19 protein-coding genes are annotated in these 22,097 nt (G+C 58.8%); 14 read left to right on the forward strand and 5 right to left on the reverse strand.

Annotation, left to right across the window (positions count from 1 at the left end):
• Window positions 1-16: 16 nt before the first annotated feature.
• Window positions 17-472, forward strand: a complete 456-nt coding sequence (locus tag EC919_RS17300; protein WP_074890161.1) for a YkgJ family cysteine cluster protein — start codon at window positions 17-19, stop codon at window positions 470-472.
• Between the two features lie 210 nt (window positions 473-682).
• On the opposite strand, the gene typA is transcribed toward EC919_RS17300, so the two are convergent.
• Both typA and thiI read right to left on the reverse strand, forming a co-directional pair.
• A complete protein-coding gene (typA, locus tag EC919_RS17305; protein ID WP_133775636.1) occupies window positions 683-2,503 on the reverse strand; it encodes a translational GTPase TypA in 1,821 nt (606 codons plus the stop codon).
• 140 nt (window positions 2,504-2,643) lie between these two features.
• Complete coding sequence (gene thiI, locus EC919_RS17310) at window positions 2,644-4,098, reverse strand: tRNA uracil 4-sulfurtransferase ThiI (RefSeq protein ID WP_133775637.1); 1,455 nt, start codon at window positions 4,096-4,098, stop codon at window positions 2,644-2,646.
• Between the two features lie 332 nt (window positions 4,099-4,430).
• Between thiI and glnA the strand changes: the two genes are divergently transcribed.
• From glnA to ntrC, 7 genes are all read left to right on the forward strand, one after another.
• Window positions 4,431-5,837 (forward strand): glutamate--ammonia ligase, encoded by a 1,407-nt coding sequence (gene glnA / locus EC919_RS17320; protein WP_037018763.1) that lies wholly within the window; start codon window positions 4,431-4,433, stop codon window positions 5,835-5,837.
• Window positions 5,838-6,004: 167 nt separating this feature from the next.
• On the forward strand, window positions 6,005-6,454 hold the full coding sequence (locus EC919_RS17325) for a cupin domain-containing protein (protein ID WP_133775638.1): 450 nt from the start codon (window positions 6,005-6,007) through the stop codon (window positions 6,452-6,454).
• Window positions 6,455-6,482: 28 nt separating this feature from the next.
• Window positions 6,483-7,049 (forward strand): chorismate mutase, encoded by a 567-nt coding sequence (locus EC919_RS17330; RefSeq protein WP_133775639.1) that lies wholly within the window; start codon window positions 6,483-6,485, stop codon window positions 7,047-7,049.
• Window positions 7,050-7,177: 128 nt separating this feature from the next.
• The gene (locus tag EC919_RS17335) at window positions 7,178-7,714 is read left to right on the forward strand and encodes a DUF4124 domain-containing protein (protein ID WP_133775640.1); all 537 of its coding nucleotides are present in this window, start codon (window positions 7,178-7,180) and stop codon (window positions 7,712-7,714) included.
• Window positions 7,698-8,342, forward strand: a complete 645-nt coding sequence (locus EC919_RS17340; protein WP_133775641.1) for a DUF4124 domain-containing protein — start codon at window positions 7,698-7,700, stop codon at window positions 8,340-8,342. Before EC919_RS17335 ends, EC919_RS17340 begins: the two co-directional genes overlap by 17 nt.
• 302 nt (window positions 8,343-8,644) lie before the next feature.
• Entirely contained in the window at window positions 8,645-9,730 is a 1,086-nt protein-coding gene (glnL, locus tag EC919_RS17345; protein ID WP_074890143.1) for a nitrogen regulation protein NR(II), read from the forward strand.
• Window positions 9,727-11,163: a nitrogen regulation protein NR(I) gene (ntrC, locus tag EC919_RS17350; protein ID WP_133775642.1), complete on the forward strand. Its 1,437-nt coding sequence runs from the start codon at window positions 9,727-9,729 to the stop codon at window positions 11,161-11,163. Before glnL ends, ntrC begins: the two co-directional genes overlap by 4 nt.
• A 140-nt stretch (window positions 11,164-11,303) precedes the next feature.
• Here the strand turns inward: ntrC and mgrA are convergent, their stop codons facing one another.
• A complete protein-coding gene (gene mgrA, locus EC919_RS17355) occupies window positions 11,304-12,341 on the reverse strand; it encodes an L-glyceraldehyde 3-phosphate reductase (protein WP_133775643.1) in 1,038 nt (345 codons plus the stop codon).
• Between the two features lie 242 nt (window positions 12,342-12,583).
• On the opposite strand from mgrA, the gene EC919_RS17360 reads away from it, so the two are divergent.
• Window positions 12,584-13,333, forward strand: coding sequence for an SDR family oxidoreductase (locus EC919_RS17360; RefSeq protein WP_133775715.1), 750 nt, complete (start codon window positions 12,584-12,586; stop codon window positions 13,331-13,333).
• 109 nt (window positions 13,334-13,442) lie between these two features.
• Here EC919_RS17360 and betT read toward each other — a convergent pair whose 3' ends face one another.
• The gene (betT, locus tag EC919_RS17365) at window positions 13,443-15,398 is read right to left on the reverse strand and encodes a choline transporter BetT (protein ID WP_208294992.1); all 1,956 of its coding nucleotides are present in this window, start codon (window positions 15,396-15,398) and stop codon (window positions 13,443-13,445) included.
• 411 nt (window positions 15,399-15,809) lie between these two features.
• Window positions 15,810-16,754 (reverse strand): serine O-acetyltransferase EpsC, encoded by a 945-nt coding sequence (gene epsC / locus EC919_RS17370; protein WP_432213829.1) that lies wholly within the window; start codon window positions 16,752-16,754, stop codon window positions 15,810-15,812.
• Between the two features lie 215 nt (window positions 16,755-16,969).
• Between epsC and EC919_RS17375 the strand changes: the two genes are divergently transcribed.
• From EC919_RS17375 to EC919_RS17395, 5 genes are all read left to right on the forward strand, one after another.
• Window positions 16,970-17,971: a D-cysteine desulfhydrase gene (locus tag EC919_RS17375; RefSeq protein WP_133775645.1), complete on the forward strand. Its 1,002-nt coding sequence runs from the start codon at window positions 16,970-16,972 to the stop codon at window positions 17,969-17,971.
• Window positions 17,972-18,201: 230 nt separating this feature from the next.
• A complete protein-coding gene (gene tcyJ / locus EC919_RS17380; protein ID WP_133775646.1) occupies window positions 18,202-18,999 on the forward strand; it encodes a cystine ABC transporter substrate-binding protein in 798 nt (265 codons plus the stop codon).
• The gene (tcyL, locus tag EC919_RS17385; protein WP_133775647.1) at window positions 18,996-19,664 is read left to right on the forward strand and encodes a cystine ABC transporter permease; all 669 of its coding nucleotides are present in this window, start codon (window positions 18,996-18,998) and stop codon (window positions 19,662-19,664) included. Before tcyJ ends, tcyL begins: the two co-directional genes overlap by 4 nt.
• Window positions 19,665-19,667: 3 nt before the next feature.
• Window positions 19,668-20,411, forward strand: a complete 744-nt coding sequence (gene tcyN, locus EC919_RS17390; RefSeq protein WP_133775648.1) for an L-cystine ABC transporter ATP-binding protein TcyN — start codon at window positions 19,668-19,670, stop codon at window positions 20,409-20,411.
• A 573-nt stretch (window positions 20,412-20,984) separates the two neighbouring features.
• Window positions 20,985-21,719 carry a hypothetical protein gene (locus tag EC919_RS17395; protein ID WP_133775649.1) on the forward strand — a complete coding sequence of 245 codons (735 nt, stop codon included), beginning with the start codon at window positions 20,985-20,987 and terminating at the stop codon, window positions 21,717-21,719.
• Window positions 21,720-22,097: the final 378 nt, after the last annotated feature.

A 22,097-nucleotide genomic window follows, 5' to 3' on the forward strand; every position in this document is an offset into this window, starting at 1 on the left:
CCGGAAGCACACGCGCATGAAACCCACCTTGATCGCCGCTGCAGAACTCGACCGCATCGAGACCTGGCAGAAATACTCCAGCTATATGTGCGGAGGCTGCGTTTCCAGCTGCTGCACGCTGCCTGTGGAAGTGAAGATCAAGGACCTGATCCGTATCGGCATCGTTGACGAGTTCGAACAGGGCGATAACCCGAAGAACATCGCCAAGCGGCTGCAGAAGGACGGGATCGTCGAGCGCTTCAATCAAAAGTCCGGGATCTTCACGCTACAGCGCATGAGCAACAACGATTGCCTGTACCTGGATCGCAAGAGCCGTCTGTGCACGATCTACGACAAGCGCCCCGACACCTGCCGCAACCATCCGAAGATCGGCCCGCGCCCGGGTTATTGCGCTTACAAGCCAAAGGAAGTTGTGCGCGAAAGCACCGGTACGCTGAATTCGAACTCCGGCCGGGTGCCGTTGAAGTTCTAAAGCCTCTATAGGGTTCGCGTACGCCTTGCCGGCTAAAGCCGGTCCTACCAAAGGCGCGCGGGCTTCAGTGGGACCGGCTTTAGCCGGGAAGAGGCCGTTTTGAGCGCCTTAGGCTTGCGGCACCGACATCGGCTAAACCAAACCCACACAAACAAAAACGCCCCCGACCTTGCGGTCGGGGGCGTTTTTTTACGGCTGACTAAAAGCTAATCAGTTGCCGCTTTTCTTGGCAGCGCGGGTACGCTCGCTTTCGCCAAGAATTTTCTTACGCAGGCGGATCGACTTCGGCGTCACTTCGCACAGTTCGTCTTCTTGAACGAACTCAAGCGCTTGTTCCAGCGTGAAGCGGATAGGCGGAACCAGAGCGATGGTTTCGTCTTTACCGGAAGCACGCATGTTGTCGAGCTTCTTACCTTTGGTTGGGTTGACGCCCAGGTCGTTGTCGCGGCTGTTGATACCGACGATCTGACCTTCGTACACGTCTTCGCCGTGGCCCAGGAACAGTTTGCCGCGAGCTTGCAGGGTTTCCAGCGAGTAAGTCAGAGCCTTACCGGTCGCAACCGAAACCAGCACGCCGTTCTGACGGCCGGACATGTCGCCCGACTTCATCACGTCGTAACGGTCGAAGATCGAGGTCAGGATGCCTGCACCGGAAGTGAGGGTCAGGAACTCGTTACGGAAGCCGATCAGGCCACGTGCCGGGATGTTGTACTCAAGGCGAACACGGCCCTTGCCATCCGGAACCATGTTGGTCAGATCGCCCTTACGGATACCGATCTGTTCCATGATTGAGCCCTGCGATTCTTCCGGCAGGTCGATGGTGACGTTTTCAAACGGTTCGTGCTTGACGCCATCAACCATGCGGATGATCACTTCAGGACGACCAACACCCATTTCGAAGCCTTCGCGACGCATGGTTTCGATCAGTACCGAAAGGTGCAGCTCACCACGGCCCGAAACCTTGAACTTGTCAGCGGTGTCGCCTTCTTCAACGCGCAGAGCAACGTTGTACAGCAGCTCTTTGTCCAGACGCTCTTTGATGTTACGGCTGGTGACGAACTTGCCTTCTCGACCGCAGAAAGGCGAATCGTTGACCTGGAAGGTCATGGATACGGTAGGTTCGTCGACGGTCAGCGGCTTCATCGCTTCAACATTCTGTGGGTCGCACAGGGTGTCGGAGATGAACAGCTCTTCGAAGCCGCTGATGCAGACGATGTCGCCGGCAGCAGCTTCTTCTACGTCTACACGGTGCAGACCGTGGTGACCCATCAGCTTGAGGATACGGCCGTTACGGCGCTTGCCGTTGGCGTCGATTGCCACAACCTGAGTGTTCGGCTTGACCTTGCCACGGGCAATACGGCCAACGCCGATGATGCCCAGGAAGCTGTTGTAGTCCAGTGCCGAGATTTGCATCTGGAACGGACCATCACGATCGACTTTCGGCGCAGGTACGTTGTCGACGATCGACTGGTACAGCGGGGTCATGTCTTCGGCCATGGCGGTGTGTTCCAGACCGGCAATACCGTTCAGCGCAGAGGCGTAAACGACTTTGAAGTCCAGCTGTTCTTCGGTGGCACCCAGGTTGTCGAACAGATCGAAGATCTGGTCCAGAACCCAGTCCGGACGCGCGCCTGGACGGTCGACCTTGTTGATGACCACGATTGGACGCAGGCCGGCTTCGAACGCCTTCTTGGTCACGAAACGGGTTTGCGGCATAGGGCCGTCTTGAGCGTCGACCAGCAGCAGAACGGAATCAACCATCGACATCACGCGCTCTACTTCACCACCGAAGTCGGCGTGGCCCGGGGTGTCAACGATGTTGATGTGGTAGCCATTCCAGTTGATCGCGGTGTTCTTCGCGAGAATGGTAATACCACGCTCTTTTTCCTGGTCGTTGGAGTCCATCACGCGCTCATCGTTGAGCTCGCCGCGTTCCAGGGTGCCGGATTGACGCAGGAGCTTGTCAACGAGGGTAGTTTTACCGTGGTCAACGTGAGCAATGATGGCGATGTTGCGTAGATTTTCGATCACTTGTGTATCTCGATCAGAGGATTCGGTCAGCTGCCTGATTGTAGGCAGCTATGAACGGTAGAGCCGGCGAAAGCCGTTACGGCTGACGACTGGTGTCGGGGGGCCGGTGACGCAAGCCACAGGCAAACAGCCCCGGGCACTTAGCTCGGTCGATAAACGCGCACATTGGCATGCCCCTCACTGAGCAAATGATGAGCATGCAGGCGACTCATGACGCCTTTGTCGCAATAGAGCAGGTACTGGCGCGTGTCATCCAGTTCCTTGAAACGGCTGTTCAATGCAAAGAACGGCAGCGTTTGTACTTCAATGCCAGCAAGGTCCAGCGGGCGATCTTCAGCGTCATCCGGGTGACGGATGTCGATGACGACTTGCCCGGCCAGTGCCTGACTGACTTCTTCAATCTGAACGTCCTGCCCCAACTCTTCGATCACGCGATCGATCGGAACCAGACGAGCGTTTTCAAGCGCACGCTCGAGCACGGCCATGTCGAACGACTTTTCTTCATGCTCGACCCGGTTGCGCTTGGCGGCGGTCTTCGGATTTACCGAAATCACACCGCAGTATTCGGGCATGTGCCGGGCAAAATCGCCGGTGCCGATCTGATCGGCCAGGTCGATGATGTCCTGCTTGTGACTGGCGATCAGCGGTCGCAGGACGAGCTTCTCTGTCACGCAGTCGATGACCGACAGGTTGGGCAGCGTCTGACTGGACACCTGGGAAATCGCCTCGCCGGTGACCAGCGCGTCGATTTCCAGCCGGTCGGCAATGTTTGTCGCGGCGCGCAACATCATACGCTTCAATACTACGCCCATATGACTGTTATCGACTTTTCCGAGAATTTCTCCCAGAACTTCCTCGAACGGTACGCTGACGAACAGCACCCGCTGGGAGCTGCCGTACTTCTTCCAGATGAAGTGCGCGACTTCCATCACGCCCAGCTCGTGAGCACGTCCGCCCAGATTGAAGAAGCAGAAGTGGCTCATCAGGCCACGACGCATGATCTGGTACGCCGCCACGGTGGAGTCAAAGCCACCGGACATCAGGATCAGGGTCTGTTCAAGCGAACCCAGCGGATAACCGCCCATGCCGTCGTGCTGGCTGTGGATCACGAACAGACGCTGGTCCCGAATTTCGATTCTGACTTCGACCTCCGGCGCCTTCAGCGAGATGCCGGCGGCGTTGCATTCACGGCGCAACCTGCTGCCGACGTACTTCTCGACGTCCATGGAGCTAAAGTCATGATGACCGGCCCGCTTGCAGCGCACGCCGAATATCTTGCCGGGAATTGCATCGCCGAAGTGCAACTTGCACTTCTCGTAGATATCTTCCATGTCGCCCAGCGGGTACTGGTCAACCTGCAGAAAGTGCGTGATGCCGGGCATGCAGCTCAGACGCTCGGTCATCTCGCGCAAGACTTTGACATCCTCGACCCTGGTTTCGACCTCAAGGTTGTCCCACACGCCATCCACCACCAACGCCGGGTCCAGATCGCGGAGCACCGTGCGGATGTTCTTGGCCAGCTGTTTGATGAAGCGCTTGCGCACAGGCCGGCTTTTGATAGTGATTTCTGGGAAGACTTTGACGATTAATTTCATGAAAACAGCGCGCTAGGTCCCGGTCGAAAAAGGGGGGCGCGGATTATAGCGGAAATTGCTCAAGGTTTAACCAGTTATCGTACGGTCAATCGCCTGCGCACCAAAACGGCCCTGTATACAATTACTTAGCACCATAAGTGTGCGTCGTTTTTCAAATATGCGACGTTTAACGCGCTTAAAGGCAAGTATTCCCTTGGGAAACCCAACACAGGGCACTGGCATGCAAATTGCTCCCTTGTGAGGCAGGTTGCCTTGGTCGAGTATCGCGCCCGGCATCACCCAAATTGAAGGGCCAACCACTACTCAGGCCCTAATCCACCCCGGAGGACAACATGTCGAAGTCGGTTCAACTCATCAAAGATCATGACGTTAAGTGGATTGATCTGCGCTTCACGGACACCAAAGGCACTCAGCACCACGTGACCATGCCGGCCCGCGATGCGCTGGAAGACGACTTCTTCGAAGTCGGCAAAATGTTCGACGGTTCCTCCATCTCGGGCTGGAAAGGCATCGAAGCCTCCGACATGATCCTGCTGCCGGACGACGAAACCGCCGTCCTGGATCCGTTCACCGAGGAGCCTACCCTGATCCTGGTGTGCGACATCATCGAACCTTCGACCATGCAAGGTTACGATCGCGACCCACGTGCCATCGCTCACCGCGCCGAGGAATACCTGAAGTCGACCGGCATCGGTGACACAGTATTCGCCGGCCCTGAGCCAGAATTCTTCATCTTCGACGAAGTGAAATTCAAGTCCGACATCTCCGGTTCCATGTTCAAGATCTACTCCGAACAAGGTTCGTGGATGTCCGACGCTGACATCGAGGGCGGCAACAAGGGCCACCGTCCAGGCATTAAAGGCGGCTACTTCCCGGTTCCACCGTTCGACCACGACCACGAAATCCGCACCGCAATGTGCAACGCCCTGGAAGAAATGGGCCAGGTCGTCGAAGTTCACCACCACGAAGTGGCAACCGCTGGCCAGAACGAAATCGGCGTGAAATTCAACACGCTGGTTAAAAAGGCTGACGAAGTTCAGACCCTGAAATACGTCGTGCACAACGTTGCCGACGCTTATGGCCGCACCGCTACCTTCATGCCCAAGCCTCTGTACGGCGATAACGGTTCGGGTATGCACGTTCACATGTCCATCTCCAAAGATGGCAAGAACACCTTCGCAGGCGAAGGTTATGCCGGCCTGTCCGACACCGCTCTGTACTTCATCGGCGGCATCATCAAGCACGGCAAGGCACTGAACGGCTTCACCAACCCGGCAACCAACTCGTACAAGCGTCTGGTTCCAGGCTTCGAAGCACCGGTCATGCTGGCCTACTCGGCCCGTAACCGTTCGGCTTCGATCCGTATTCCTTACGTCAACAGCCCTAAAGGCCGTCGTATCGAAGCACGTTTCCCGGACCCGGCAGCCAACCCATACCTGGCGTTCGCTGCATTGTTGATGGCTGGCCTGGACGGCATCCAGAACAAGATCCACCCTGGCGATGCTGCTGACAAGAACCTGTATGACCTGCCGCCTGAAGAGGCGAAAGAGATTCCACAAGTTTGCGGCAGCCTGAAAGAAGCCCTGGAAGAGCTGGATAAGGGTCGCGCGTTCCTGACCAAAGGCGGCGTGTTCAGCGACGACTTCATCGACGCTTACATCGCTTTGAAATCTGAAGAAGAAATCAAAGTGCGCACCTTCGTACACCCACTGGAATACGAGCTGTACTACAGCTGCTGATCCAGTCGCGCCGGCGAAAGCCGCGTGAGCGAGAGGCCTCCTTCGGGAGGCCTTTTTTGTTACTGAGCGAGCATTGCTCGGTCGCTATAAATATGTACCGCAGATCGGAATGATGCTTCCGGCAACCTTGTGTTTTCTGCTGTTCAAAAAGCACAAGGATTTCGTTCATGTTCAATATCACCCCCGCTTGCCTGCTGCTGGCAACGATTGCCCTTGGCGGATGCGCCACCGCCCAGCTGCCCAGCTCCCTTCCGGTATCAACGGTCGAATCCACCGTTCTGCTTAAAAGCTCAAGTTCCTGGGACGGAACAGCCTATGACGCCTACCCCGTCGGCAAGCCTGAGCTGACTGTGCTCAACATCAAGATCCCCGCCAACACCGCTCTCAAATGGCACGAGCACCCGATGCCCAATGCGGCCTATGTCGTGTCCGGCAATCTCACGGTGGAAACCCGCGAAGGCGGCAAATCGATTCTTCTCATGCCAGGTGATGTACTGCCTGAAATGGTCAACAGGGAGCATCGAGGCCTGACGGGGGACACCGCAGTGGAACTTGTCGTTTTTTACGCGGGGACCCCGGGAATGCCACTCTCTACCAGCCAAAGTGTTAAACAGTGATCGCTCGGTCATACGTGAGGACATAACAATGCTCAAACAGCTCCAACTCGCTGCCTTGGCCTGCGGACTGGTGTCGTCCGGCCTTCAGGCGGCTCCTGCTCAGCAGCCTCCTGTGCAGCTTCAACCGCTCATCGCGGCCATGGAGCAAAGGCTGGAAATTGCCAATGACGTGGCCCGTAGCAAATGGCACAGCGGCAAGCCGGTGCAGGACAGTGAGCGCGAGCGCCAGGTGATCCAGAACGCCGAATCACGGGCGGGCGAATTCAAGCTGGCCGCCGACGACGTTCGCGAGTTCACGACTGCCCAGATGGAAGCCAACAAGATGGTGCAATACGCGCGCATCGAGCAGTGGCGTGAAACCGGCCACTCCCCGGAGAAGCCGGAATCCAGCCTCACTGACGGCATTCGGAGTCGGCTGGATACGCTGCTGCCGGTGTTGATGCAAAGTTACTCGGCGTTTCAGCCCTACCGCAGCGATGCCAAATGCCCAGGGTGGGTGCAATCGGAAATCCAGCGACAGGCAAGTGATCCTGTCATCGTGACCGCGCTGCAACGGGCGGCAGGCGACCTTTGCCTGCTCACGGCAGGCCAGTGAGCAGGCGCCGCAGATCCGTTTCTCAACTGACACCGTCGATCAGTATTCCTCTATGCTGACCCTGTGCCGCGCCATGCATTGAGCGCGGCACCATTGCTGGTTGTCCTGATCGCTGCACTGGAGTGTTCATGCGTCAATGTCTCGCCCTTCTGTTGCTGGTGTTTGCACTGCCCGCTGCCGCGCAGATCTACAAATACACCGATGCCTCCGGGAACACGGCATACAGCAACCAGCCGCCGAACGGCACCAAAGCCGAAACCGTCGAGCTGCCGCCACTCAACAGTGTCGAGACCGTTGTGCCTGCCGCACCGCCGCCACTCCCCGCGACGCAGAACCAGAACCAGAACCAGAACCAGCAAAGCGCCGCTGCCTATCAGGTGCTCTCGCTGAAAGACCTGCCCCAAGACGAAGCCCTTCGTGCCAATAACGGCTCGTTCACCGTTGGCGTTGCCATCGAACCCCGTTTACAGCCCGCGCATTTGCTGCAGTTGATTGTGGACGGCGCGCCCTACGGGCAGCCCACCAACATTCCGCGTCTGCAGGTCATGGAGCTTGAACGGGGCGAGCACAGCTTTTCGGTCCAAGTGCTGGAAAACCAGCGTTCAATCCAGCAAAGCGAGACGGTCAACCTGACAGTGCAGCGAGTCCATGTCGGCCGGCCTTAAATACTTCTGCCAGTTGGCCGTTGCTCTGTGCCTGCTGCTCAGCGTGAGCCAGACCGTTTTGGCCGAGGTGTATACCTACATCGACGCGAACGGGAATCGGGTCTTTACCGATCAACCTCACCGCAATGCGAAGAAGGTCGACATTGCGCCGACCAACCGGGTCGACCAGCCGACCCAAGCACCCACAAGGGCATCCAAACCAAAGCCAGCGGCCAGCCCCATCTTTCATTATCAGTTGCTGCGCATTCTGGCGCCGGAGCCTGACAGCACGATCCGCGACATTGAAGGCAACCTGAACGTCACTGTCAGCAATGAGCCCGAGTTGCAGCCAGACCACCTGTACCGGTTGCTGCTCGACAGCAAACCCTATGGCGAGCCGACCCGCAGCCCGGTTTTTCCGCTGACGAACATCGACCGCGGCACTCACCAACTGTCCGTGGAGATCATCGATCAATACGGTCGAGTGCTGGAGCGAACCCCCAATCAGCCCTTTCACCTGATACGCATCTCTCTGGCCCAGAAGCGGCTCGCTCAGCCCTGCAAAACCGATGATTACGGCGTGCGCCCCGAATGCCCCATCAAGGACAAGCCGGAAGAAGAATCCAGCTTCTTTCCCTTTTTCCGCTAAACCGCGCCTGAAAGGCTATGCTTCATTATGGTGCGTAACCTGAACAAAGTTTCGCCCCAAAAGCCCATTTTGGTTCGGCATTCAGGATTGCATGCACTGTCGCCGGGCCTGCCGTCCAAAAAACGCTCGCAATTCATCAATCCGCGCTTCTTTTCGGAGCCTTGGTTTGGTTTTTGCATTTTGTAATGAATGCGCGAGCACATCACACGTTTCAGCGGGTTCCATACGCTGGCAAAGACCAATCAGAGCCTGCACTTACGGCCCAGCCCTGTGCATAGAGCCAAAAGAGGTCACCGGGATTCATGACTATCAGCGATGCGTTGCATCGGTTGTTACTCGACAACCTGACCACTGCCACGATTCTGCTCAACTCGGATCTGCGCCTCGAGTACATGAATCCTGCCGCCGAAATGCTGCTGGCTATCAGCGGTCAGCGCAGCCACGGACAATTCATCAGCGAGCTGTTCACCGAATCTGCCGAAGCGCTCAGCTCGCTTCGTCAGGCCGTCGAACAGGCGCATCCGTTTACCAAACGTGAGGCCATGTTGACCGCCCTCACCGGCCAGACCCTAACGGTCGATTACGCGGTGACGCCGATTCTTTCCCAGGCCGAGACCATGCTGCTGCTGGAGGTCCATCCCCGTGATCGCTTGCTGCGGATCACCAAGGAAGAGGCTCAGCTGTCCAAGCAGGAAACCACCAAGATGCTGGTGCGTGGCCTGGCCCATGAAATCAAGAACCCCCTCGGCGGGATTCGCGGCGCCGCACAGTTGCTGGCACGCGAGCTGCCGGAGGAGAGCCTCAAGGACTACACCAACGTCATCATCGAAGAGGCCGACCGTCTGCGTAATCTGGTCGACCGCATGCTGGGCTCGAACAAGCTGCCGATGCTGGCGATGACCAACGTGCATGAAGTGCTCGAGCGTGTGTGCAGCCTGGTCGAAGCCGAAAGCCAGGGATGCATCACCATCGTGCGCGACTACGATCCGAGCATTCCCGATGTGCTGATCGACCGCGAGCAGATGATTCAGGCGGTGCTCAATATCGTGCGCAATGCCATGCAGGCCATCAGCAGCCAGAACGAGCTGCGTCTGGGCCGTATCAGCCTGCGCACTCGCGCCATGCGCCAGTTCACCATCGGCCACGTGCGCCATCGTCTGGTCAGCAAGATTGAAATCATCGACAACGGCCCCGGCATTCCGCCGGAGCTGCAAGAAACCATTTTTTATCCCATGGTCAGCGGCCGCCCGGATGGCACCGGGCTGGGCCTTGCCATCACCCAGAACATCATCAGTCAGCACCAGGGGCTGATCGAGTGTGATAGCCATCCTGGCCATACAACATTCTCGATCTTCCTGCCGCTGGAACAAGGAGCAGCGTCGACATGAGCCGTAGTGAAACTGTCTGGATCGTCGATGACGACCGTTCCATCCGCTGGGTACTGGAGAAAGCCCTGCAGCAAGAGGGCATGACCACGCAAAGTTTCGACAGCGCCGATGGCGTGATGAGCAGACTGGCCCGCCAGCAACCGGACGTGATCATTTCCGATATCCGCATGCCCGGCGCGAGCGGCCTGGACCTGCTGGCGCGCATTCGCGAACAGCACCCGCGCCTGCCGGTCATCATCATGACTGCCCATTCGGACCTCGACAGCGCCGTGGCCTCCTATCAGGGCGGTGCCTTCGAGTACCTGCCCAAGCCGTTCGACGTTGACGAAGCCGTTTCGCTGGTCAAACGCGCCAATCAGCACGCTCAGGAACAACAAGGCCTGGCCGTTCCGCCAGCCCTGACCCGCACCCCGGAAATCATCGGCGAAGCGCCGGCGATGCAGGAGGTGTTTCGCGCCATCGGCCGCTTGAGTCACTCCAATATCACCGTGCTGATCAATGGCGAATCCGGGACCGGTAAAGAGCTGGTTGCCCACGCCCTGCACCGCCACAGCCCGCGTTCGGCGTCGCCGTTCATTGCGCTGAACATGGCGGCGATTCCGAAAGACTTGATGGAATCCGAGCTGTTCGGCCATGAAAAAGGCGCGTTCACCGGCGCGGCAAACCTGCGGCGCGGGCGTTTCGAGCAGGCGGACGGGGGCACGCTGTTTCTCGATGAAATCGGCGACATGCCGGCCGACACCCAGACCCGACTGCTGCGCGTACTGGCCGACGGTGAGTTCTACCGGGTGGGCGGTCACGTGCCGGTCAAAGTCGACGTGCGCATCATTGCGGCGACCCACCAGAATCTGGAAACGCTGGTCCAGGCCGGCAAGTTCCGCGAAGACTTGTTTCACCGCCTGAACGTGATCCGCATCCACATCCCGCGCATGTCTGACCGTCGCGAAGACATCCCGACGCTGGCGCGCCACTTCCTCAGCCGCGCCGCCCAGGAACTGGCGGTTGAGCCGAAGCTGCTGAAGGCGGAAACCGAGGAATACCTCAAGCACCTGCCGTGGCCGGGCAACGTCCGTCAGCTGGAAAATACCTGCCGCTGGATCACGGTGATGGCTTCAGGTCGCGAAGTGCATGTCAGCGATCTCCCGCCAGAGCTTTTGAGCCTGCCGCAGGACGCTGCCCCGGTGACCAACTGGGAACAAGCGCTGCGCCAATGGGCCGATCAGGCGCTGGCACGCGGCCAATCCAGCCTGCTGGACAGCGCCGTGCCGACGTTCGAACGCATCATGATCGAGACCGCGCTCAAGCATACCGCCGGCCGTCGTCGCGACGCCGCCGTGCTGCTGGGCTGGGGCCGCAACACCTTGACTCGCAAGATCAAGGAATTGGGCATGAAGATCGATGGCGGGGATGATGACGAGGGTGATGAGGGGTGAACGGATTCAGCCCTCGTGTGTTGATGGGCTAGACCAAAAATCGTAGGCGCCGGCTTGCTGGCGAACGGAACGGTGTCAACGATAGAAACGTCGCCTGACACGTTGAGTTCGCCAGCAAGCCGGCTCCCACAGCCCCAGCGTCACTCAGCCGACGACGGCTTCTCCCACAGATTGATCCCGCCTTCCACCGCAAAGCGGTCGATCTCGGCCAGCTCTTCCTGACTGAACTCAAGATTGTCGAGGGCGCCAACGTTCTCGATGATCTGCTCCGGACGGCTTGCACCGATCAGCGCAGAGGTGACGCGTGGATCGCGCAGCGTCCAGGCCAGTGCCATCTGCGCCAGGCTCTGACCGCGTCGCTTGGCGATCTCGTTCAGCGCACGCACGTGCTCGATGTTCTGCTCCGACAAATGCGCCGCCTGTAACGAGCCGCCACCGGGACGGTTGACCCGTGCGTCTTTAGGAATGCCGTTCAGGTATTTGTCCGAGAGCAGCCCCTGGGCCAGTGCGGTGAACGCGATGACGCCCGAGCCGAGTTCCTCGGTGGTGTCCAGCAGGTCTTTTTCCACCCAGCGATTGAGCAGGTTATAGGCCGGTTGATGAATCAGCAGCGGCACTTTCCACTCTTTCAGCAGACCTGCGATTTCCCGGGTTTTGGCACCCGAATACGACGAGATCCCGATATACAGCGCTTTGCCCTGCTGCACAGCGGTGGCCAGTGCGCTCGCGGTTTCTTCCAGCGGGGTGTCCGGATCGAAGCGGTGCGAATAGAAAATATCGACGTAATCCAGACCCATGCGCTGCAGGCTCTGATCGAGGCTGGCGAGCACGTACTTGCGTGATCCGCCGCCCTGACCGTAAGGCCCCGGCCACATGTCCCAGCCGGCCTTGCTGGAAATGATCAGCTCGTCGCGGTACTGCTTGAAGTCTTCTTTGAGCAGGCGGCCGAAGTTGATCTCGGCACTGCCGTAGGGCGGGCCATAGTTGTTGGCAAGGTCGAAGTGGTTGATACCCAGATCGAAGGCCGTGCGCAGCATGGCGCGCTGAGTGTCGATCGGCGTGCTGTCGCCGAAGTTGTGCCACAGCCCCATGGAGAGCGCTGGCAACACGAGGCCGCTGCGACCTACGCGACGATAGGGAACGCGTTCATAACGGTTTTCGGCAGCGATGTAAGTCATCCGATCCTCTCTTTCTTGTTTGGAAGTCAGGTCACAAAACGAACCTGCGAGATTACTCGGATTTCCCTGTGACGAGGGGGTTCAAACGAGTTGACGGATACCGACCTTCAGCGCTGATACGCAGCAATACGCATCCTATTGTTCGCTTCGATCGAACAACGAAGGCATTTTTGGAGCGTTTATCAGCGTGCGCAGGCGTGTGAAGCTGCATTCACTTTCACATGAATCGGAGACTCACCATGATGCAGTCAACTCCACACATCTCCCGCCCTGTCGCCATCGTCACCGGCGCCTCCCGTGGTATCGGCGCGGAAATCGCCAGGCGACTGAGCCGTGACGGTTTCGCAGTGGTCGTGAACTACGCCAGCAGCGCGGCAGAGGCGGACGCCCTGGTTGCGCAGCTCAATGCCGATGGCGGCCAGGCCATCGCGATCAAAGCCGACATTGCCAAGGCCGATGAAGTCCGTGCGCTGTTCGAGCAAACGGAAACGCAGTTGGGCAGGATCAACGTGTTGGTTAACAACGCCGGCGTCATGAAGGCGTTGCCGTTGGCAGACACCAGCGATGAGCAGTTCGATCAGGCGTTCAACATCAATACCCGAGGCACCTTCAACACGTTGCGCGAAGCCGGCGCGCGGATGAACGACGGCGGCCGCATCATCAACTTCTCCACCACTGCGCTGGCGTTGAACCTGCCGGGCTACGCGATTTATAACGCGACCAAGGCGGCGGTCGAGGCCTTCACCCATGTATTCGCCAAGGAGCTGCGCGGGCGGAATATTACCGTGAATGCGGTTGCGCCGGGACCGGTGGCCACCGAGCTGTTCCTGCATGGCAAGAGCGAGGAGCAAATCCAGCACTTCGCCAACATGCCGCCGCTGCAACGCCTTGGGCAGCCGCAAGATATCGCCAGCGTCGTGTCCTTCCTTGCCGGCCCGGATTCAGGCTGGGTGAACGGTCAGGTGCTGCGGGCCAATGGTGGCTTGGCCTAAAAACCAGGCTCTAAAAGCGCGCGTGCCCGCGAAGATTTCGTGTGAGCCCCGGTTAGGGGACCGACACGACGCCGTCGCGGGCACGCGTGTTCCTGCAAAACAATCAGCCTCAACGCACCAGGTGCAGGAACTGCATGTGGCGCTCGTACTGGTCGAGGATGTCGTTGATGACCTGCTCCTTGGTGTAGCCCACCAGGTCGTAGTCCTGACTGCCCTCGCTCAAGTGCACTTCAGCGCGGTAATAGCGGCGGTTGTTCAGCTGTTTGGAGCCCATGCCGCCCCGTGCGAATGAAGGCGTGAAGTAGCCACGCATGGTCACCTGGTACACGAACGGACGCTCTTCACCGTGGCCGATCTCCAGGCCCACCGTGTCATTGGCCGGATCCGGCTGAGTCACGACGGTCAGGCCCTTCTCGACGAACACGGCCGTCACTTCTTCAATGGCCGGGCGCACGGTCTGATCAAGGAAGCGGTAAACCTCATCACGGGACGGGAATGCCACAGCCTGGGTCAGACGCTGACGCCACCCGCCGCGCCTGGCGCCGGAGACCGGTGCCAGCGAATACAGCTGCGCGATCTTGCGCTGGGATTCCATGTAGAAGGCCTTATGCAGCCCCCACATCATCAGCAGCAGAATCAGTGAGAACGGCAACGAGGTCAGTACCACCGCAGACTTCAGCGCATCGATGCTGCCCGAGAACAACAGGCCGCTGGTGATGAGCGCGGTCATCACGCCCCAGAACACGCGCAGCCATTTCGGGCCGTCTTCGTCCGGGCTGCCGCCTTTGGCGGACAGCGTCGACAGCACCACGGTACCGGAGTCGGCCGAGGTCACGAAAAACACGAAGCTGATGAACACCGTCACGGCAATGACCGTCCGGCTCCACGGGTATGTCTGCAGCATCAGGTACAGGGTCATCGAAGGATCTTCGATAGCCGACTGGCCCAACGCCGCCATGCCGTGGTTCAGCACCAGGTCGATTGCGCTGTTACCGAAGATCGACATCCAGGCCAGGGTGAAACCCAGCGGGATCAGCAGCACGCCACAGACGAATTCGCGAATGGTGCGGCCACGGGAGATACGCGCAATGAACAGGCCCACGAACGGCGACCAGGCAATCCACCACGCCCAATAGAACACGGTCCAGCCGCCCAGCCAGTCACTTGGGCCGTCGTACGCATAGACGTCGAAGCTCTTGACCGGCAACGCGCCGAGGTAATCGCCGATGTTCTGCACCAGCGTATTGAGCAGGTGCTGCGTGGGTCCGGCAAATAACACGAACAGCAGCAGCGCGCAGGCCAGCAGCATGTTGATGTCGGACATGACGCGCACGCCTTTGTCGACACCCGCAATCGCTACAAGGATTGCCGCGCCCATCATCAGGGTGATCAAACCCACCTGAATCCATTGGGTGTGCGGCACGTTGAACAGGTAGTCCAGCCCGGAGTTCAGGTGCAGTACGCCAAAGCCCATGTCAGCGCCGAGGCCGAAGATGGTGGCGATGATGCCGAAGCCGTCGACCGCATAGCCGATCGGGCCGTTGATGCGCTTGCCAATCAGCGGATACAGCGCTGAACGCAATGCCAGCGGCAAGTTATGGCGATACGCGAAGTAGGCCAGTGCCATGCCGACGAAGGCGAACACGCCCCAGCCGTGCAGGCCCCAGTGCAGAAACAGCAGCTGCATGGCCTGACGCGCCGATTGGGTGGTCCCGCCTTCGCCTTGCGGCGGCGCCAACATGTGGGTCAACGGTTCGGACACACAGAAGAAGAACAGCGTGATGCTGATCCCGGCTGCGAACAGCATGCCGGCCCAGGACAGGTAGCTGAACTCGGGTTCGTCGTGGTCAGCGCCAAGCTTGATCTTGCCGTAGCCTGAAATCGCAGTGACCACCACGAACAGCAGATACAGGGTCATGGCCAGCATGTAGTACCAGCCAACGGTGTTGGCGGCCCAGTTCTGCGCGGCGAGCAACCAGGCGCCCGATGCTTCCGGGAAGGCGACGACCACCAGTCCGAAGATCAGAATGAAGCTGGCGGCAAAGTAGAAAACAGGGCCGTTCATGCGAACGGGCGAGCTGCCTGGAGCGCTTGAATTATTCATATGAATACCGCCGCGCGGGCGAGGGGATCGATCATGCAACGTGTATGCGGCAAAGGTAGGCCTCCTGAGATCAGCGGGCAGCGAACCACCGGTTTAACTTGATTGAACGTTCAATTAAAGCACGAAAAGACCGCCAGAGACTAATGCACAGTGGCGTGACGCTCTCTCAGGCGAGGGTAGGACGGACGAGGAAAGCCTTTCGTTCCGTGGGCTCGGGAGGGTTTTCAAAGCACTGGAACAAATTGTAGGAGCCGGCTTGCTGGCGAACCCATCGGGCCAGGCAAATTCTTCATAAATGACGCACCACATTCGCCAGCAAGCCGGCTCCTACGGATTGAAAACCCGTAAGAGTCAGTGCTAGCGACTCACTGTCTACTTCGGACAACCATCCTCGTGCTGCAGACTCGCCTGATTGACGTTGCTGCCCGCCGGGACGCCGCGCGTCAGCCACACGTTGCCGCCGATGGTCGAGCCCTTGCCGATGGTGATGCGCCCCAGAATCGTTGCACCGGCATAGATCACCACGTCGTCTTCGACGATCGGGTGGCGCGCATGGCCTTTCAGCAACTGACCATCTTCATCGGAAGGGAAGCGTTTGGCGCCCAGCGTGACGGCCTGATAAATGCGCACGCGCTCGCCGATGATCGCCGTCTCGCCAATCACCACACCTGTCCCGTGATCGATGAAGAAGCTCGGGCCGATCTGCGCACCGGGGTGGATATCGATGCCGGTCGCGGAATGGGCAAGTTCGGCGCTGATGCGCGCCAGCAAGGGCAAACCGTTGTGATACAGGTGATGAGCCAGACGGTGGTGAATCACCGCTAGAATGCCCGGGTAGCACAGCAACACCTCATCAACACTGCGCGCGGCGGGGTCGCCGTGATACGCAGCCAGCACGTCGGTGTCGAGCATGCGGCGAATCGTCGGCAGCGCGCTGACGAAATCCTGAATCAGCCGTTCCGCATGCACATCCGCGCAGCTGGCATCCTGGCCTTTCTGCCGGGCGGCGTAGCGCAGTTCAAGCCGCGCCTGATCGAGCAGCGAGTTCAGCGCCACGTCGAGGGTGTAGCCGACGTAGAAGTCCTCGCTCTCTTCGCGCAGGTCCACCGGCCCCAGCCGCATCGGAAACAGCGCGCCGCAGAGCGCATCGAGAATGTCGCGCATGGCCTCGCGGGAAGGCAGCTCGCGGCCGCCCTTCTCGCCGCTGATTCGGCCGTTGCTGGTACGCCAGTCATCACGCGCGGCGCGTAGTTCGCCCACAATCCTCTGCAATTGCCAATGGCCGGTCACGCCTTCGGCGCAGGATTCCGGGGACAGGTCGGGAATAGTGCTCACGCAGATTTCTCCTCAATTCGACGGCGAGTCAGGCTATGAAGGCCGAAGTGGAATCACTCTACGACATCCATTCGCGGCAAAAAAATAACTATTTTTGTGGGGCTTCTGCGCAGGGGATGAAGGATAGCGGGCGGTTGCCCTGTGGGAAACGTCTGCCTATAGTCCTGCGACTCAATTGCAGACCTGTCGACGCCACCATGATCAAACAACAGCTCGCCCGTTTTAATCGTCTGGAATTGCTCGGCGGTCCAACGCCCTTTGAAAAGCTCGAACGCCTATCAGCCTGGGCCGGCCGGGACATTTACGTGAAGCGCGACGACATCACGCCGCTGGCGATGGGCGGCAACAAGCTGCGCAAGCTGGAATACCTCGCGGCTGACGCCCTGGCTCAAGGGTGCGACACGCTGATCACCGCGGGCGCCATTCAGTCCAACCATGTGCGCCAAACCGCTGCCCTCGCCGCCCGCCTCGGCCTGGGCTGTGTCGCCCTGCTGGAAAACCCGATTGCCACTGACGACAGCAATTACCTGGGCAACGGCAATCGCCTGCTGCTGGACTTGTTCGATGCCAAGGTCGAGCTGGTCGAGAACCTCGACAATGCCGATGAGCAACTGCAAGCCCTGGCCAGCCGACTGCGCCTCAGCGGCAAGAAGCCCTACCTGGTCCCGATCGGCGGATCGAACGCCCTCGGCGCACTGGGTTATGTGCAGGCCGGTTTTGAATTGGCCGAGCAGATCAAGCAAAGCGGCCTGTCATTCGCAGCCGTCGTGCTCGCGTCGGGCAGTGCCGGCACTCACAGTGGCCTCGCAGTTGCGCTCGCTGAAGAACTGCCCGAGTTGCCGGTGATTGGCGTAACCGTGTCGCGACCGGAAGAAACCCAGGCGCCCAAGGTTCAGCGCCTGGCCGAGCAAACTGTCGAGCTGCTGGGCGAATCACTGCCCGCCGCGTTCAAGGTGCAGCTGTGGGATGAATACTTCGGCCCACGCTACGGCGAGCCGAATGCCGGCACGTTGGCGGCGATTCGGCTGGTGGCCAGTCACGAAGGGCTGTTGCTGGACCCGGTGTACACAGGCAAAGCCATGGCCGGACTGCTCGACGGTATTGGCCGGCAGCGCTTCGAAGACGGCCCGATCGTCTTTCTCCACACCGGCGGCGCGCCTGCCTTGTTTGCGTATCAGGGCGTCTTTTCGGCGGGGTAGGACCTTCGTCACGCTCCCGCTCACAGGTATGCGCGGACGCCATATTCTAAAAACTGATAAGCAATCCGCTTTTTATTATTTTTCATCTCGCGATTCGGGTTCTATGATCGCCGCCAGCCGGCGCGCAGCGCTTCGCAGGCAACTGAAAAAGCTGGATAAACGCGTGATGCCAACGTAGCTTCGTCGGGTCTGATACTTGCCTGACATTCCAATTAAAACAGGGGACTTTCATGAACATGTCTGCAATCCGCCGCACCTTTCTGTTGTCGGCCTTCAGCCTGGTGCTGGGCACCGGTCTGGTCAGCCAGGCTGTCGCTGGCGAACAACTGGCAACGATCAAAAAGAACGGAACCCTTAATGTCGGCCTGGAAGGCACTTATCCCCCGTTCAGCTTCGTGGGTGAAGACGGCAAATTGACTGGCTTTGAAGTGGAATTCTCCGAGGCGCTGGCCAAGGAACTGGGCGTCAAGGTCAAACTGCAAGCCACGCCGTGGGCTGGCATTCTTGCAGCGCTGGAGTCCAAGCGTCTGGATGTCGTGATCAACCAGGTGACCATCTCTGACGAGCGCAAGAAAAAGTACGACTTCTCCGAACCCTACACCGTGTCGGGCATTCAAGCGCTGGTGCAGACCAAAGACGTGGGCGTGATCAAAACGGCTGCCGATCTGAAAGGCAAGAAAGTCGGTGTCGGCCTGGGCACCAACTACGAAGAGTGGCTGAAAGCCAACGTGCCTGATGCGATCGTCAAAACCTACGACGATGATCCGACCAAATATCAGGACCTGCGTGTCGGCCGTATCGACGCCATCCTCGTCGACCGCCTTGCTGCACTGGAGCTGGTTGCCAAGACCAAGGACAAACTGGCCGTTTCCGGCGAACCGTTCTCCCGTCAGGAATCCGGTGTCGCACTGCGCAAGGGCGAGCCTGAGTTGCTGGACGCGATCAACAAGGCCATCGACAAGCTGCGCGCCGACGGCACCCTCGCCAAGCTGTCGGACAAGTACTTCAAGGCTGACGTGACCAAATGATCCCGGAGAGCCTTCAGCTCGCGCTGGACTCCGCGCCCTTTCTGCTCAAGGGCGCGTATTACACGGTGGGCTTGAGCCTGGGGTCGATGTTTTTCGGGTTGGTGCTGGGCTTCGGCCTGGCACTGATGCGTCTGTCGAAGATCTGGGTCATCAGTGCCGTCGCCAGGGTTTACGTGTCGTTTTTCCGTGGCACGCCGCTTCTCGTCCAGCTGTTCATGATCTATTACGGGCTGCCGGACCTGGGGATTGAACTGGATGCGATCACCGCAGCACTGATCGGCCTGTCGCTGAACATGGCCGCATATGCCTGCGAAATCCTTCGGGCCGCGATCGGTTCGGTGGACCGAGGGCAATGGGAAGCCGCTGCGAGCATTGGCATGACGCGCGCTCAGACCATGCGCCGCGCCATTCTCCCGCAAGCTGCACGCACCGCGTTGCCGCCCTTGGGCAACAGCTTTATTTCGCTGGTCAAGGACACGGCGATGGCGGCCACCATTCAGGTACCGGAAGTGTTCCGCCAGGCGCAGCTGATCTCCTCGCGGACGCTGGAGATTTTCACCATGTATTTCACCGTTGCGGTGATCTACTGGGTGCTGTGCAGCATTCTGGCGCATTTTCAGAATCGCCTGGAAGCACGGGCCAACCGCCACGATGTGGAGTCCTGAGGCATGATCACGGTTGAAAAACTGACCAAGCAATTCAAAGGCAACGAAGTACTCAAAGGCATTGACCTTAAGGTCGAGCCTGGCGAAGTGGTGGCAATCATTGGCCCCAGCGGATCGGGTAAAACCACGCTGTTGCGCTGCCTGAACCTGCTGGAAGTGCCTACGAGCGGCAGCATTGTCGTGGGCGACATCAAAGTCGATTTGAGCCGTCCGCTGAGCCAGCAGCAGGGTCTGATCCGGCAGCTGCGCCAGCATGTCGGGTTTGTCTTCCAGAACTTCAATCTGTTCCCCCATCGCACCGCGCTGGAAAACGTCATCGAAGGCCCGACCGTGGTCAAGAAGATGCCCCGCGAGCAGGCCATCGAGCTGGGCCGTGCGCTGTTGGCGAAAGTCGGCCTTGCGGGTAAAGAGGACGCTTATCCGCGTCGTCTGTCCGGCGGCCAACAACAGCGCGTGGCGATTGCCCGTGCCCTGGCCATGGAACCTGAAGTCATTCTGTTCGATGAACCGACGTCGGCGCTCGATCCCGAGCTGGTGGGCGAGGTGCTCAATACGATCCACGCTCTGGCGCTGGAGAAACGCACGATGGTGATCGTGACCCACGAGATGAGCTTCGCGCGGGACGTCGCCAACCGGGTGATCTTCATCGACAAGGGCGTCATCGTTGAGCAGGGTGAAGCGAAAGAGCTGTTTGCCCACCCCAAAGAAGAGCGCACAAGACAGTTTCTTGAGCGCAGCAGAAATTAGTCCGACACGATATGTGTTCAAAACGGCGCCAACAGGCGCCGTTTTCTTTGTCGTTCATATTTAGATAAGTGTTGATCCACTAAAAGTCCCACTGTTTCGACGCCGGCTAACCGTCATCCATCTATCTATTTTTTCTATACGAACAACGCTCACTCTCCCCGCTTCCCCGCAACGTTGATTGACCATTTCTGCGCCCGTAAATAACTGCCGTTGACACTTTTCATCCGCGTGCTGACCGTGGAAGGTGGTGCGCCCGCCGGCCCAAGTAGGACCACAGTCGCAACCCCCTCCTCATAAGCAACGCCCGAGTGTAGGAATGTTCTGCATTTGCTTCACACAGACTTTAAACACTTAAATGCCGTTGACACAAACACCGCAACACAATTAGCTGAAATCGCTCAGCTGTTTACTTCCTTTCCAAAACAGCAATTCACTAATTGCCACCATTTGTAATGTTTGCCATGCCTGCGCATCTCGACGTGTACTAGTGCCAGTCGTTTCCACGTTGCAGTCGCGATGAATCAACCACCTGACTTGCCTTGACCCAGGCACACATTCGAAGAGTATTAAAAGATGATCCATACCCCTGTAATGACTCAGTCTTTCAAGTTGATGGCCCCGTATATTCCGCAGTCCAACAAGCACGGGATTGGCGCCCTGGCGGCGGCTGATCTGCAGGTCCACATTGATCCCTGGCCAGAGATGGATTGCGGTGACTTGATCGAATTGTTTTGGGGAGGCTGTTATGCCGCGTCAAAACTTTTATCGGAGTCCGACATCGGGCATACATCCGTCCTACACGTACCCGAAAGTTTTCTTCGTAGCGGAAAAGTTAAAACCTACTATCGCGTCACGAAAATTGGCAGCGAACCCGTCAAGTCTCCTGGCGCCAAGCTGTGGGTCAAACTGGAGACTCCAGGCGGTCAATTGGTCAGCGGCGACGGTGATGAGAATCAGGGACTGGCGCCGGTGACGTTCGCCGAGTCGGTCATGCAGGACGGTTTGACCGAGCGCCACTTCGAAGAGGGCGTTCAACTCACCCTCGACGCTTATCCCAACATGGATGCCTACGATGAAATCACCTTGCGCTGGGGCGACATGCGTCTGGATTTGCCAGCGCTGACCCAGGACGACGTCGGCCAGCCCATCGTTGTCGACGTACCGGCGGAGTTGGTGCGCGAGGCCGGCGATGATCCCCATCTGGAGGTGAGCTACTGCATCATTGACCGGGTCGGCAACAACTCCCGCTGGGCTCCGGCGCGGCTGATCAAGGTATCGGCCGACATGACCGATGGAACCGAAGCTTGATATCGGACCTGTCCAGGATGCTGTCGCGGCGTACCCCCTTCGCGCTGCGACACGTCTACGCCTCGCCATCTGGCATCCTGCAAACGTGAACAATTCCACAGATCGGCAACGGAGAAGAAACCTCCCACATCATCTGCAACTGCGTCCTACAGCTTTCCCCCTACCCGCGCGGAAACAGGCTGCTAGCCTGCGGTGAAAGCCTTCACGAGGTGTTCGCCATGCCCTGCAGACATATCGTCAAGTACATGATTCTGGCGCTGGCCTTCGGTTCATGCCTGACCTACACGCAAGCCACGGCGCTGGCGACAGCAGCCGCCATTTCGCCTTCTATGCTTATTCCTAAATGTGAGTTTATTTAATTTTTATACACGCTTAGGG

The sequence above is a fragment of the Pseudomonas graminis genome, from assembly GCF_004364335.1.
GTDB lineage: Bacteria > Pseudomonadota > Gammaproteobacteria > Pseudomonadales > Pseudomonadaceae > Aquipseudomonas > Aquipseudomonas graminis_D.